Genomic DNA, 13,292 nt, shown 5'->3' on the forward strand with positions numbered 1-13,292 from the left:
ACCGTTTTGCCAACCTGCACGCCCTGCGGGGTCTGCAGGTTGGCAAAACGGTGGGGAACTTCGGGCGGGTTACGGCCGGCGGGTAGGGGGTTGGTCGGCGGTCGTCGGCCGGATCGGGCTCAGGTGCGGGCGGTCGAAGATCAGGTAGGTCTGGGCGTGGCCGACTTCTTGCCGGCTGACGAGGTGGTCGACGATCAGCCGTTGCAGCTCGCCGCTGTCGCGGACCGCGACGTGCACGAAGTAGTCCTCCGGCCCCGAGACGTTGTAGAGGGCGAGCGTCTCGGGCAGCGCGAGCGCGGCGGCGATGAACGACTCGACCAGGTCGCGCCGGTGCGGGCGCAGCTGCACGGCGATGAACGCGTGCAGGCCGCGGCCCAGCCGCGCCGGGTCGACCACCGCCCGCACCCCCGAGATCACACCGAGCGAGCGCAGCCGCCGCACCCGCTCGTGGCACGACGAGGTGGCGAGACCGACCCGGGCCGCCAGCTCCTTGTTGGTGATCGACGCGTCGTCCTGCAGCTGGTCGAGAATCCGCCAGTCAACCGGATCGAGATGCACTTCTTCGGCCATGTGCCGGACGATATCCGGATCGGTTTGCACGAACCCGGACATCCCACGAGATTAGGTGCATGGTTGCGCGTTGCGTTCTCGTTCTCGACCCCGACGCCCCGCGATGGCTGATCGCGAACACCGCCGCCGTGCTCGGCGCGTCGATGGGCGTGCGCGGCCTCGTCCCGCTCGGCCCCGACCTCACCGACGCCGACGGCGCCCGCTGGGCCGGCACCGCCGAGGTCGTCGTGCCCGTGCTCGCCGGAACACCCGACCAGCTTGTCACCCTCCACACCGAGGCGACCGCGGCGGGTCTCACGGTCGTGGCCTTCCCCGACACCGCCCAGCGTTCGCCCACCTATGCCGACTTCGCCGCCGCCATGAGCGCCACCCCGACCGCCGACGTGCGCATCCACGGGCTCGCGCTGATCGGCGCCGGCAACGCAGTCCGGCGGCTCACCCGCACGTTCGCCCCGCTCGGCGAGCCCGTCCCGACCCCGGTGCCATGACGCTCGACCGCTGGCTCGCGTTCCTCGGCGTGCTCGTCGTGGTGTTGTGCACGCCCGGGCCCGACTTCGCCGTCGTGCTGCGGCACGCCCTGCGCAGCCCGCGCCGCGGCGCGCTGGCGGCCGCGGGTGTCGTGTGCGGCCTCGGCGTGCACACGACGGCCGCCGGGCTCGGGCTGTCCGCGCTGGTCACGGCGCATCCCGACGTGCTCGTGGTGATCCGCTACGCCGGCGCCGCCTACCTCGTGTGGCTGGGTGTGCAGGCGATCCGCGCCGCGATCGCCGCCTGTGGGGAGCCGACCGAGGACCCGCCGGGCTCGGCCCGCCCGTTCGTCGACGGCTTCGCCGGCAACCTGCTCAACCCGAAGGCGCTGCTGTTCTTCCTCGGCCTCATCCCGCAGTTCGTCGTGCCGGGGCCCGCCGTGACCGCCCAGATCCTCGTGCTCGCCGGCTCGACGGTGGCCGCATCCGTCGTGTGGTGGAGCGTGGTCGTGCTGCTCGCCGCGCAAGGCAGGGCCGCGATGCGACGCCGACCCGTCCGCCGCTCGGTCGACGGGATCGCGGGCACGGCGCTGATCGGCGTGGCGATCGGAGTCGCAACAGCGGCCTAATGGTGCCTCAGCGGAGCTCCCGCACCACGCGGCGGCCGACCCAGCAGGCTCCGGCCGTCACGAGGAGCGTCGCCGCCATCGCGAGCCCACCGCCGGCGCCGCCGATCGCCATGGCGAGCGCGACGAGGAGCAGCGCGGCGAGCACCACCCCGCCGAGCACGGCGCGGGACTGCTGGTCCAGCCGTGGCACGCCGCGTTGCAGCATCGTGGCGAGCGCCGGGTCCTCGGCGTCGAGCTGGCGTTCCAGCGCGTCGAGCCGGGTCCGTTCGGCCTCGGTCAGCCGGCGACCGTGCGGGCGGCCCTGCGGGCGTTCATCGAGCATGTGATCGGGGTACCCGGCGAAGCCATTTGTTGCACGTGGTTGTTGCACGTGACGCGTCGAGTTTCCCGGGGGTTGCCATGGGCGGCGGCGAGGTTGCGGCGTCACCGCCGTGGGAGCGGCTGCGGCGGATCGCGCGCACGGTCGCGCGGCAGTGCGGCCCTGCGGCGGGCGCCGGCCTGCCGACGCTGCTGCGGCACCCGGTCTGGACCGAGCGCGTCGAGCAGGGCGCCGGCACGGGTGTGGTCGTGGTGCCGGGGTTCGGCGGTGTCGACGCGAGCATGCTCGTGCTGCGTACCTGGCTGCACCGCCGCGGGTACGCCCCGATCGGCGCGGCGCTCGGCCTGAACCTCGGCTGCACCGCCGCGCTCGTTGACCGCCTCGAACGCACGGCGGCCGAGCACGCGGCCCGCACCGGCGGGCCGGTCGTCCTGCTCGGGCACAGCCGCGGCGGCCTGCTCAGCCGGATGGTCGCGGTGCGCCGGCCGGAGCTGGTCGCCGGGCTGGTCATGCTCGGCAGCCCGGTGCTCGACCCGCTCGACGTCCGTGGGCTCGCCGCCCCCGTGCTGCAGGTGCTGCTACGGCTATCGGCGTTGGGCGTGCGCGGCCTGCTCGACGGCGGCTGCCTCGACGGACCGTGCCGCGACGCGACCGCGCTCGGGCTCGCCGCGCCGCTGGACGTGCCGGCGCTCGCGTTCTTCTCGCGCGAGGACGGGGTGGTCGCCTGGCAGGCGTGCCGCGACCCCGCAGCGGAGTGGGTCGAGGTCACCAGCAGCCATACCGGGATGGGCACCGACCCCGTCCTCTATACGGCTCTTGCGCGGTGGCTCAGGCTCGCCGGCGCGCGATCCGATGGTGGACGAGGACGCTCAGCCCCAGCCAGAACATCGGGAATGCCGGCCAGAAGAACGGCACCGGGCCCATCACCCACCGCGTGATCATGGCGACCACGAGGATGCCGACGAGCACGGCGTGCACCGCGAGCCGGGTCCGTGCCGCGGACGACAGCTGTTTCGGCGCCGGTGGTTGGGGCGGCGGTTCCGGCAGGTCGGTGGTCAGCGCCGCGAGGTCGTCGGCGGTGCGTGCCGCGTAGGCCGCGACCTGCCGCTCGTCGGCCTCCTCCAGCGTCAGCCGGCCCTCCGCGGCCGCGTCGCGGATGCGGGTCGCGACGACCTCGCGCTCGTCGTCCGACACCCGCACGGTGTGTGGGGAAATGTCCTTGGTTGTGTTCATGTCACAGCACCTCGATCGTTGCCATCATCATCATGTCTTCGTGTTCCAGGTTGTGGCAGTGCGCGACGAACCGGCCGCGGAACTCGGGGAACCGGGTCACGATCGTCACGGTCTGCGCGGGGCCGACGGCCACGGTGTCCTTCCAGCCGCGGTCGGTGGCGGCGAGCCCGCCGGTGCGGTCGACCACCTGGAACGGTGCGGAATGCACGTGGACGGGGTGGTCGCCGTCGGAGGTGATCGTCCACGTCTCCAGCTGGCGCAGGCGCGGTGTGGCGTCGGGCCGGCTGGGGTCGAACGGCGCCCCGTTGATCGTCCACTGGCCGCTGGTGCGGGCGAACGCGAGCCGGCGGGCCGTCGAGGCCTTCGCCGGGTCGAGCGGCTCGACGTCGGCGAGCCGCGCGAGGACGCGGCTGTCGTCGGCGGCGGCCCCGGTCACCCGGAACCGCATGACCTGCGCCGTCGGGCCGCTGCCGAGCCCGTTGCGCAGCTCGACCGTGGTGCCGGCGGCCAACCCGCCGAAGTCGATCACCACGTCGTAACGCTCGGCGGGGGACACCGGGAGCGCGGTGTGCGCCACCGGCTCGGCCAGCAGCCCGCAGTCGCTGCCAACCTGGACGATCGGCGCGACCGGCGGGTCCAGCTCGAACCTGAACTGCCGCGCGTTGGACGCGTTGAGGATGCGGAACCGGTAGCGCCTCGCCGTCACGTCGAGCTCGGGCCACGGCGCCCCGTTGACCAGCACGACGTCGCCGAGCACCCCACCCGCGTACGGCTCCTCGACCCCGGCGACGCTGCTCAGCGTGCGGTCGAGCGACGGGTAGGCCAGCGAGCCGTCGGCGCCGAACGCGCGATCGCACACCAGCAACGGGATGTCGTGCTCGCCGGTCGGGAGCCCGAGGGCGTCCTCGGCGGGGTCGTGGATCAGGTAGGAGCCGAAGAGCCCGCGCCACACCTGCGGGCCGGTGAAGTCCATCCGGTGGTCGTGGTACCAGAGCGACGCCGCCTGCTGCCGGTTCGGGTAGCGGTACTCGCGGGTGCCGACGGCAACGTCGCCCGCCGGATGGGTGTGCTGGCCGGTCCAGCCCTCGGGGACGAGGAAGTCGGTGGGGAACCCGTCGGAGTCGGCCGGGGTCGCGCCGCCGTGCAGGTGCAGGACGGTCGGCACCGGCAGCTCGGTGTGCAGCCGCAGCAGCACCGTCCGATCGCGCTCGGCGACGATCGTCGGGCCCGGGAACGACCCGTCGTACCCCCACACCGGGGTCGGGACGCCGGGCAGTATCTCCGCGACACCCGGGCGGGCGGTGATGTCGTAGACGTCGGTCCCCGCGTTCCGGCTGGTCGGCTGCGCGCGCGGCAGGATCGGCAGCGGCACCCCGAACGGGGCGGGCAGCGGCACCGCGCTGGTGAGCAGCGCCGCCCCCGGCGTCGTCTCCGGGAGCAGGCTGCAGCCGCTCAGCGCGAGACCGGTGGCTGCCACGCCGATGCCGAGCCCGGTCGTCCGGATCAGCTGGCGACGGGTCAGCGTCGAGGTGGAGGCCATGATCGCCGGCTCACTTCTGCCAGACCGTCGCGAGCATCGACGCGTAGCCGCCGAACAGCGCGACACCGAGCGGGATGTGCACGGCCATCAGCCCGCCGCCGCCGACGAACAGCTGGACGACGATCGCGACGAACAGCCCGGCGCTGATCGCCGCGGCCCGTGCCGGCACGCTGCCGCGCCGCCACGCGATGATCGCGATGACGAGCTGCACCAGCGAGATCAGCACCACGATCAGGCCGCCGAGGCCGTGTGCCGCGTCGGCGCCCGCGGTGCCGGCGAGGATCTGTCCTGCGAGCAGCGCCTGCGCGAGCACGCCGAGCGCGCCGATGGTGACCACGACCCGCAAGGTCGTGCTCAGCGCGCCGGCGGGGCGGGTGGTGGGAGCAACCGACGGAGATGTCATGCCGATGATGTTCGTGCCGCGGGGCCCTCGTGCGCGTCGTGCGCAGGGCGGCTGCTGACCTGCGGCGGCTGCGGCAGCGGACCCGACGGGCGTACGTCCTGGGCGGTACCGCGGGGTGCGCCTGTGGGATGACGCGGCCGTCCCCGCGCTGGCCTACGGTGGCGCGGTGAGCTCCCGGCCGTCCTCGTCGAAGGCGCGCCCCGCCTGGTGGGGTGGCGTCTTCCAGACCATCGTCCTGCCGCTGCTGCTCGCGCTCTTCGCCTTCGTCGGCACGTACTGGGCGGGGATGCACCAGCCCGACGCGCGGCCGCTCGACTGGTTCGCGTACGCGTTGGTGCTGGCCGGTCCGGTGCTGCTGGTCTTCCGGCGCGCCAACCCGCCGGCGGTGTTCGCCGGCATCACGGTGCTGATCATCGCGTACGTCGTGCTCGCCTACCCGTACGGGCCGATGTTCTTCGCCGGGCTCGTCGCGCTGTTCTCCGCGGTCGCCGCCGGGTACCGGCTGGCGCCGTTCGTGACGGTCGGGGTGGTGTTCGGTTGGCTCGCGTTGATGCAGCTGATCCGCTTCGACTTCGAGATCGGGGTCTTCAGCGGCCTCGCGACCTGGCTCTCGGTGACGGCGGTCGTCATCGCGGCCGCGGAGCTGTGGAGGGCACGGCGGGAACGGCAGGCGCAAGCCCGTGCGGCGCTCGCCGAGACCGAGCGCAGGCGGGGGAGCGAGGAGCGGCTGCGGATCGCGCAGGAGCTGCACGACGTGCTCGGCCACCACGTCTCGCTGATCAACGTGCAGGCCGGTGTTGCGCTCTACCTCATGGACGACGACCCCGAGCAGGCCCGCACCGCGCTCACCGCGATCAAGCAGTCGAGCAAGGACCTGCTCCGCGAGATGCGCTCGACGCTGGGCGTGCTCCGCGGCGTCGACGAGGCGCCGCGGCACGACCCCGTCCCGGGGCTCGACCAGCTCGACCGGCTGGTGGCCGACACCAGCGGTGCCGGGCTGCCGGTCGAGCTGGACGTGCGCGGCACGCCGCGGCAGCTGCCCCCGACCGTCGACCTCGCGGCGTACCGGATCATCCAGGAGTCGCTGACCAACGCCCGTCGCCACGCCGGCACCGCCACCGCCACGGTCGTGCTGGAGTACGCCGACGACGGGCTCACCGTGCACGTTGAGGACGACGGGCAGGGCGCGGCCGCCGCGCCACCGGCCCCCGGCGGCGGCAACGGCCTGCCGGGGATGCGTGCGCGCGCCACGGCACTCGGTGGCACGATCACCAGCGGTCCCCGTGACGAGGGCGGGTTCGCCGTCCACGCCCACCTGCCGACGACCGGAGCGAGTTCATGATCGGTGTTCTGCTCGCAGACGACCAGGCGTTGGTGCGCGCGGGCTTCCGCGCGCTGCTGCGCCCGCAGACCGACATGCAGGTCGTCGCGGAGGCGGAGGACGGCGCCGAGGCGGTCAAGCTCGCCCGCGAGACGAAGCCCGACGTCGTGCTGATGGACATCCGCATGCCGGGCCTCGACGGGCTCGCCGCCACCAAGGAGATCGCGGCCGACCCGCAGCTCGCGGGCGTGCGCGTGATCGTGCTGACGACGTTCGCCGAGGACTCCTACGTCTTCGACGCCGTGCGGTACGGCGCGAGCGGGTTCCTGGTGAAGGACATCGAGCCGGCCGAGCTGGTGCACGCGATCCGCGTGGTGCACCGCGGCGACGCGTTGCTCGCGCCCGCCGTCACCCGCACGTTGATCGAGGAGTTCGCGGTCCGCTCGCGCAACGTCAAGCCCGACCGCCGGCTCGCCGCGATGATCGCCTCGCTGACCGACCGCGAGCGTGAGGTCGTCACGCACGTCGCGGCCGGCAAGTCGAACGACGAGATCGCGACGGAGCTGTTCGTCAGCCCCGCGACGGCGAAGACGCACGTCAGCCGCGCGATGATCAAGCTCGCCGTGCGCGACCGCGCCCAGCTCGTGGTGCTGGCCTACGAGAGCGGCCTCGTCCGCCCCGGCTGGGCCAACTGACCGAACGCGGCACCCGCCCACCGAAACGCAGCACACACCCACTGAAACGTGGAACTCGCGCGCGCAAACGCGGGACTCGCCGACCGAAACGTGGGACTCGCCCGCAACCCGCGAGTCCCACGTTTCGGCGGGCGAGTTCCCCATCTCGGCGCGCGAGTCCCGCGTATCGGCGGGTGAGTTGCACGTTTCGAACCCTGAGGAAATTTCCGGGGTCCGGTACTCCTCCTGCGGTACGGGCGGTGTCGACGCCGGGCGGACGACGGGGCGGGCGCGCGACGGCAGTGTGATCGGCATGCTTCTCAACCCCGCTGCCCCGACCACGTCCACACCGGGCCTGACCAGCGGCCGCTGGGCCGTGCGGGCCGCGGGCTCGCGGCTGCTGCTGGAGACGAAGGCATGTGGGTTCGTCGGCGTGCAAGGCCGGTTCACCTCCGTCGCCGGGCACGTCGACGTCGCCGCCGACCCGCAGGCCAGCTCGATCCGCATCTCCGTCGCGACGGCCTCGCTGACCAGCGGCAACGCCCGCCGCGACGCGCTGCTGGACGCCGCCGGCCTGATCGACCCCGAGGCGGGGCCGTACCTGCGGTTCCGCTCGGTCGCGCTGCGCTGCTTCCCGTCGGGCTGGGAGGTCGACGGGCTGCTCGGGACGGCCCGCGGCGCCCTGCCGCTGCGACTCGCGCTGGCCGAGCCGGTCGCGACGGAGCACGGGGTGCGGTTGCGGGCGAGCGGCACGATCGCCCGCTCCACGATCGACGCGCTGATCGCCCGTCCCGGCGCGGCCCGCCTGCTGGGTCCGAGCGCAACGCTCGACCTCACCGTCGAGCTGACCTCGCCGTCATGACCGGCACCCGCATCGACATCGCGGTGTTCGACGGCTTCGACGAGCTGGACGTCGTGGGGCCGTGGGAGGTGCTGCGCACCGCCGCGACGCTCGGCGCGCCGCTGCACGTGCGGCTCGCCGGCATCCCCGGTGCCGCGCCCGCGCGCGGCCTGCTCGGGCTGGAGATCGGCGTCGACGGCGATCTCGACCCGGCGGCCGACGTGCTGGTGGTGCCCGGCACCGGCTGCCCGCCGCCGCCGGTCCTCGGTGCGCGCGCCGAGCTGGCGGCGCTGGTCGGGGTGGCGGCGCGGCGGGGGAGCGTCGTGGCGTCGGTGTGCACGGGCGCCTTCGTGCTCGCCGCGGCCGGCCTTCTGCGCGACCGGCCCGCGACCACGCACTGGGACGTCCTGCGCGTGCTGGGCGAGCGGGGCGTCGAGACGGTCGACGCGCGGGTCGTCGACACCGGTCCCGTGATCACCAGCGGGGGTGTGACCAGCGGCCTCGACCTCGGCCTGCACCTGGTGAAGCGGTTCGCCGGCGAGGAGCTCGCCTACCTGACCGCCTGCCGGCTCGAGTACGAGGCCGCCAGCGCATAGGCGTCGACCTGGTCGCCGGTCAGCGGGGTGCCCAGCAGCATGTGGTGGTGGAAGAGCGGCGCCGTCGCGGCGATGAGCACCGGCATCGGCGCCGTGCCCGCCGCGAGCTCACCACGCCCGACGGCCCGCTCGACGACCACGGCGCAGCGGGCGTACCGGTCGGCCCAGAACGCCCGCAGCGCCCCCGCGGCCTGCTCCGACCGGAACGATGCCGCGATCACCGCACCCGCGACGGACGGCTCCTCGACCAGCGCGGCATGCACCTGCCGGTTGAGCTCGACGAGGTCGCCGGCGAGCGACCCGGTGTCCGGCGGCTCCCACCCGTCGCCGCCGGAGGCGTCGAGCGCGTCGGCCAGCAACCCGCCGACGTCGGTCCAGCGGCGGTAGATGGTCGTGCGGTGCACGCCCGAGCGGGCAGCGACGGCATCGACGGTCAGGACGTCGAAGCCGTGCTCGGCCAGCTCGCCGAGCACGGCGGCGCGCACCGCCTCCCTGACCCGCGCCGAGCGCCCGCCCGGTCGGCGCGCCTGCGCAGCCGTCACGTCCCCGCCTCCCAGTAGCGGCCGACCCCGATGTCGCGCAGCAGCCGCTCGTCGTGGCTCGCGACGATCAGCGCGCCACGGTAGCCCGCGAGCGCGTCCACCAGCTGCTCGACGCTCGCCAGGTCGAGGTTGTTGGTCGGCTCGTCGAGCAGGAGCAGCTGGGGCGCGGGGTCGGCGAGCAGCAGGCTCGCGAGGCACACCCGGAACCGCTCGCCGCCCGACAGCGTCGCCGCCGGCCGGCCGACCTGGTCGCCGCGCACGAGGAACCGCGCGAGCCCCGCCCTGACCTGCTGCGGGGTCGCCGACGGCGCCGCATCCCGCACGATGTCGAGCACGCGCCGCGAGCCGTCGAGCTCGAGCCGTTGCGGCAGGTACCCGACGGGCACCGCGGCCGCCGCGACAGCGGCCCGCAGCAGCGTCGTCTTGCCGGATCCGTTGCGCCCCACCAGCCCGATCCTCTCCGGGCCGCGCACGATCCGCCCGCCCAGCTCCAGCACGGTCCGCCCGGCCGGCACGGCGGTCGCCGGGAGGTCCACGCGGATCCGGTGGTCGTCGCGGACCTGGGACTCCGCCGACCGCAGCGTCTCGCGGGCGTCCGCGAGCTTCTCCGCTTGCATGATCCGGTGCTTGCCGGCGGACACCTGCGCCTCGCGGGCCCGCGCGTTCATGACGATCTTCGGTTTGCGCTTGTTGACGTAGTCGGTGTGCGCGTACCGCTCCCTCCTCGCGAGCTTGGTCTGCGCCTCGACCACCTGGCGCTGCTCGCGGCGCACGTCGGACTCGGCGACCCGCACCATGCGCTGCGCGGCCTCCTGCTCGGCCCGCAGCGCCGCCTCGTACGCCGAGAAGGTCCCGGTGAACGTGCGCACGGTGCCGTCGCGCAGCTCGGCGATCCGGTCGACGTGTTCCAGCAGCTCACGGTCGTGGCTGACGACCACGAGCACGCCTGGCCACTCGTCGACGGCGGCGTGGAGGCGCTGCCGCGCCGGCGCGTCGAGATTGTTGGTGGGCTCGTCGAGCAGCGTGATCGCCGGCGGGTCGAGCAGCAGCGCCGCCAGCCCGGTGAGCACGGCCTCGCCCCCGGAGAGGGTGCCGACGGTGCGGTCGAGCTCGGCCGGCAGCCCGAGCCGTTCGAGCTGGGCGGCCGCGCGTTCCTCGACCAGCCAGTCGTCGCCGACCTCGTCGATCGCGGAGACGTCCCCGGCCTCGACTGCCGCGATCGCGCGCCGTTTGGCGGTGATCCCGAGGAGATCGGAGACGGTGGCGCCGGTGCGCAACGGCAGCGTCTGCGCGAGGTAGCCGACCTCGCCCGCGGTGACGACCGTGCCGGACGTGGGCGTCAGCAGGCCGGCGACCAGCCGCAGCAAGGTCGACTTCCCGGTGCCGTTGTCGCCGACCAGCCCGGTGCGGCCGGTGTCGAAGGTGACGTCGAGCCCGTTGATGACGGGGGCGCCGTCGGGCCAGGCGAACGAGAGCGCGCGGCAGACGACGGCGGGTGTGGTGCGTGACATGGGAATGCTCAGCTTCCGGTGCGGAGGGATGGTGGCCGCCGGTTGGATCAGCTGAACATGAGCACGGGAGGACGATAACAAGCGCCGCGCCTTAATGCAACATGTGTCGCATCAAGACAGGCCGTCGGTGAAGTCGTCGTCCTTCGTCTCCTTGAGCAGAGCCACGCACACCACGCACACGAGGGCGATCCCGATCAGGTACAGCGACACCGCGGCCGTCGACCCGGTGCGGGCCAGCAGGTCGGTCGCGACGATCGGGCTGATCCCGCCGCCGACGATCCCGCTGGCGCTGTAGGCGAACGAGGCGCCGGAGTAGCGGAACCGCACGCGGAAGAGCTCGGGCAGGAACGCGCCCATCGGGCCGTAGAGCATGGCGAAGCACAGCAGCGCGCCGGTCATGCCGAGCGCGATCAGCGCCGGGTTGGCCGTGTCGATCAGCCAGAACATCGGGAACGCCCAGATCGCGGCGAGCACACCCGACGCCATGCAGAGCCGCTTGCGCCCGATGACGTCCGAGCGCACCGCGAAGAGCAGCGTCGCCGCGCCCATCACCGCGACGGCGACCATCGCGGCGAGCAGCAGCGTGGTGCGGTCGACGTTCAGCTGCCGCGTGCCGTAGGAGAGCGCGAAGACGGTGACCGTGTAGAAGAGCGTGTGCGCGAGCACGAACGAGAGCGTCGCGAGCACCAGCACCCGCGGCTGCTGCCGCACGAGGTCCAGGAACGGCACCCGGACCTGCTCCTTCGACGCCAGCGCGGCCTGGAAGACCGGGGTCTCGGCGATCCGCATCCGGATGTAGTAACCGACCACGAGCAGCACGGCCGATGCGATGAAGGGGATCCGCCAGCCGACCGTCCGGAAGGTCTCGTCGGACATCGTCGCGTCGAGCAGCAGGAACAGGCCGTTGCCCAGCACGAACCCGACAGCGGGCCCGAGCTGCGGGAACGCCGAGTAGAGCCCGCGCTTGCCGGGCGGGGCGTACTCGGTGGCGAGCAGCACGGCACCGCCCCACTCGCCGCCCAGCCCGATGCCCTGCACGAAGCGGGCGATCACGAGCAGCGCGGGCGCCCACTCGCCGATGCTGGCGTAGGACGGGATGAACCCGACGGCGACCGTCGCGACCCCCATCACCAGCAGTGAGACGACGAGCATGCGCTTGCGGCCGATGCGGTCGCCGAAGTGCCCGAAGAGCACCGCGCCGACCGGACGCGCGACGAACCCGACGGCGAACGTGCCGAGCGAGAGCAGCGTCCCGGCGAGCGGGGAGAAGTCCGGGAAGAACACCGCGTTGAAGACCAGCGCCGCGGCGGTTCCGTAGATGTAGAAGTCGTAGAACTCGATCGCCGTGCCGATGAAGCTCGCGACGGCGATGCGTCTGCGGGTGGGCGGGGGAGCAGCCTGCTGCGCCATTCGTAGGAAGTTGCACTCCGCTGACCGGCGGTGTCAAGCGTGCACCGGGCGGGTGATCGGATGACACCCGGGAGGGTGAGCTTCTGCGTGTCGCGAGCGGATCCCGGGTAGGCCGGGTCCAAGCCGCGGTGATCGCCATCACGGTTTTCGGTCCCAGGGGTTCAGTCCAGGAAGGACGATACAGTGTTGGAGAACATCCAGAGAGCGCTGGCCGATGCGGTCGGGCTCGTTGCCGCGTTCGTGCCCATGCTGTTGCTGTTCCTGGTGATCATGTTGATCGGCTGGCTGGTCGCGAAGGCGCTCCGCAAGATCGTCAACACCGTGCTGGAGAAGGTCGGGTTCGACCGGCTCGTCGAGCGCGGCGGCATCGGCAGGGCGCTCGCGCGCTCGTCGACCGACGCGAGCGGCCTGATCGCGTCGCTCGTCTACTACGCGGTGCTGTTGATCACCTTGCAGATCGCGTTCGGCGTGTTCGGCACCAACCCGGTCAGCGTGCTGCTCGCCGACATCGTGGCGTTCCTGCCGAGGCTCGTCGTGGCCATCGTCATCGTGGTCATCGCGGCCGCCATCGCCACCGCCGTCAAGGACCTGATCATGGGTGCGACCGGTGCGCTGTCCTACGGCAAGATCGTCGCCAACATCGCGTCGATCTTCATCATCGCGCTCGGTGTGATCGCGGCGCTGAGCCAGATCGGCATCGCGATCGCCGTCACGATGCCCGTGCTGGTCGCGGTGCTCGCGACGGTCGGCGGCATCCTCGTCGTCGGTGTCGGCGGCGGGCTGATCGGCCCGATGCGCCAGCGCTGGGAGCGGGTGCTGACCAAGGCGGAGCAGGAAGCGCCTTCCGCGATGGCCGCCGCACGCACCGACCGGATCCCGGCACAAGGTGAAGCGGTTGCGGCCGAGCGCATGACGCCGGGCCAGCGCACCGCCGAGCAGCGTGCCGCCGCCGAGCGCATGGCCGCCGAGGAGCGCGCCGAGAACGGGACGGGAGCGTTCGCTCAGAGCGACCCCCGCGCCTGAGCACACGGGCGGGCCGATCCGGCCGGGCTCGGCCCGCCACAGCCGGGTGGCTCCACTTCGGTGGAGCCACCCGGCTGCCTGTGTGCGTCGGGATATACGTGCGTTCCGCACGCGAGGGCAGGAAAGCCACTTTCCTGCCCTCACAGAGGCTGTTGCGTTTTGGTCGGGTGGGGTTGGGATGATCTTGGTGTGGCGAAGGGGTTCCGGCGGGTT

16 protein-coding genes are annotated in these 13,292 nt (G+C 73.0%); 8 read left to right on the forward strand and 8 right to left on the reverse strand.

Annotation, left to right across the window (positions count from 1 at the left end; translation table 11 throughout):
- Positions 1–69: 69 nt before the first annotated feature.
- The gene (locus LL648_RS30105; protein ID WP_232666148.1) at positions 70–570 is read right to left on the reverse strand and encodes an Lrp/AsnC family transcriptional regulator; all 501 of its coding nucleotides are present in this window, start codon (positions 568–570) and stop codon (positions 70–72) included.
- 59 nt (positions 571–629) lie between these two features.
- On the opposite strand from LL648_RS30105, the gene LL648_RS30110 reads away from it, so the two are divergent.
- Positions 630–1,058, forward strand: coding sequence for a DUF2000 domain-containing protein (locus LL648_RS30110; RefSeq protein WP_232666149.1), 429 nt, complete (start codon positions 630–632; stop codon positions 1,056–1,058).
- The gene (locus LL648_RS30115) at positions 1,055–1,666 is read left to right on the forward strand and encodes a LysE family translocator (RefSeq protein WP_232666150.1); all 612 of its coding nucleotides are present in this window, start codon (positions 1,055–1,057) and stop codon (positions 1,664–1,666) included. The genes LL648_RS30110 and LL648_RS30115 overlap by 4 nt, the downstream gene beginning before the upstream one ends.
- Before the next feature lie 7 nt (positions 1,667–1,673).
- Here the strand turns inward: LL648_RS30115 and LL648_RS30120 are convergent, their stop codons facing one another.
- Positions 1,674–1,988 (reverse strand): DUF3040 domain-containing protein, encoded by a 315-nt coding sequence (locus LL648_RS30120; RefSeq protein WP_232666151.1) that lies wholly within the window; start codon positions 1,986–1,988, stop codon positions 1,674–1,676.
- Positions 1,989–2,065: 77 nt separating this feature from the next.
- Between LL648_RS30120 and LL648_RS30125 the strand changes: the two genes are divergently transcribed.
- Complete coding sequence (locus LL648_RS30125; RefSeq protein WP_232666152.1) at positions 2,066–2,923, forward strand: alpha/beta hydrolase; 858 nt, start codon at positions 2,066–2,068, stop codon at positions 2,921–2,923.
- On the opposite strand, the gene LL648_RS30130 is transcribed toward LL648_RS30125, so the two are convergent.
- Genes LL648_RS30130 through LL648_RS30140 form a run of 3 tightly spaced genes read right to left on the reverse strand, consistent with a single transcriptional unit; the run spans position 2,814 to position 5,161 of the window.
- Positions 2,814–3,218 carry a DUF1707 SHOCT-like domain-containing protein gene (locus tag LL648_RS30130; protein WP_232666153.1) on the reverse strand — a complete coding sequence of 135 codons (405 nt, stop codon included), beginning with the start codon at positions 3,216–3,218 and terminating at the stop codon, positions 2,814–2,816. The two genes, LL648_RS30125 and LL648_RS30130, sit on opposite strands and share 110 nt — an antisense overlap.
- A gap of 1 nt (position 3,219) precedes the next feature.
- Positions 3,220–4,758 (reverse strand): multicopper oxidase family protein, encoded by a 1,539-nt coding sequence (locus LL648_RS30135; RefSeq protein WP_232666154.1) that lies wholly within the window; start codon positions 4,756–4,758, stop codon positions 3,220–3,222.
- A gap of 10 nt (positions 4,759–4,768) precedes the next feature.
- Entirely contained in the window at positions 4,769–5,161 is a 393-nt protein-coding gene (locus LL648_RS30140; protein WP_232666155.1) for a hypothetical protein, read from the reverse strand.
- 166 nt (positions 5,162–5,327) lie between these two features.
- On the opposite strand from LL648_RS30140, the gene LL648_RS30145 reads away from it, so the two are divergent.
- The 4 genes from LL648_RS30145 to LL648_RS30160 all read left to right on the forward strand — a co-directional run bounded on the left by LL648_RS30145 (position 5,328) and on the right by LL648_RS30160 (position 8,593).
- Positions 5,328–6,503: a sensor histidine kinase gene (locus LL648_RS30145; RefSeq protein WP_232666156.1), complete on the forward strand. Its 1,176-nt coding sequence runs from the start codon at positions 5,328–5,330 to the stop codon at positions 6,501–6,503.
- Positions 6,500–7,177, forward strand: coding sequence for a response regulator transcription factor (locus LL648_RS30150; protein WP_232666157.1), 678 nt, complete (start codon positions 6,500–6,502; stop codon positions 7,175–7,177). The genes LL648_RS30145 and LL648_RS30150 overlap by 4 nt, the downstream gene beginning before the upstream one ends.
- A 292-nt stretch (positions 7,178–7,469) precedes the next feature.
- On the forward strand, positions 7,470–8,018 hold the full coding sequence (locus LL648_RS30155; RefSeq protein WP_232666158.1) for a YceI family protein: 549 nt from the start codon (positions 7,470–7,472) through the stop codon (positions 8,016–8,018).
- Positions 8,015–8,593 carry a DJ-1/PfpI family protein gene (locus LL648_RS30160; RefSeq protein ID WP_232666159.1) on the forward strand — a complete coding sequence of 193 codons (579 nt, stop codon included), beginning with the start codon at positions 8,015–8,017 and terminating at the stop codon, positions 8,591–8,593. The genes LL648_RS30155 and LL648_RS30160 overlap by 4 nt, the downstream gene beginning before the upstream one ends.
- Here the strand turns inward: LL648_RS30160 and LL648_RS30165 are convergent.
- The 3 genes from LL648_RS30165 to LL648_RS30175 form a co-directional block, all read right to left on the reverse strand.
- Entirely contained in the window at positions 8,548–9,135 is a 588-nt protein-coding gene (locus LL648_RS30165; RefSeq protein ID WP_232666160.1) for a TetR/AcrR family transcriptional regulator, read from the reverse strand. The two genes, LL648_RS30160 and LL648_RS30165, sit on opposite strands and share 46 nt — an antisense overlap.
- Positions 9,132–10,646, reverse strand: coding sequence for an ABC-F family ATP-binding cassette domain-containing protein (locus LL648_RS30170; RefSeq protein ID WP_232666161.1), 1,515 nt, complete (start codon positions 10,644–10,646; stop codon positions 9,132–9,134). Before LL648_RS30170 ends, LL648_RS30165 begins: the two co-directional genes overlap by 4 nt.
- A gap of 111 nt (positions 10,647–10,757) precedes the next feature.
- A complete protein-coding gene (locus LL648_RS30175) occupies positions 10,758–12,056 on the reverse strand; it encodes an MFS transporter (RefSeq protein WP_232666162.1) in 1,299 nt (432 codons plus the stop codon).
- A 246-nt stretch (positions 12,057–12,302) separates the two neighbouring features.
- On the opposite strand from LL648_RS30175, the gene LL648_RS30180 reads away from it, so the two are divergent.
- Positions 12,303–13,079, forward strand: coding sequence for a mechanosensitive ion channel family protein (locus LL648_RS30180; protein WP_232666170.1), 777 nt, complete (start codon positions 12,303–12,305; stop codon positions 13,077–13,079).
- Positions 13,080–13,292 lie beyond the last annotated feature (213 nt).

Origin of the sequence: Pseudonocardia sp. TRM90224, from assembly GCF_021245725.1 — a bacterium.
In the GTDB taxonomy this organism is placed as follows: domain Bacteria; phylum Actinomycetota; class Actinomycetes; order Mycobacteriales; family Pseudonocardiaceae; genus Pseudonocardia.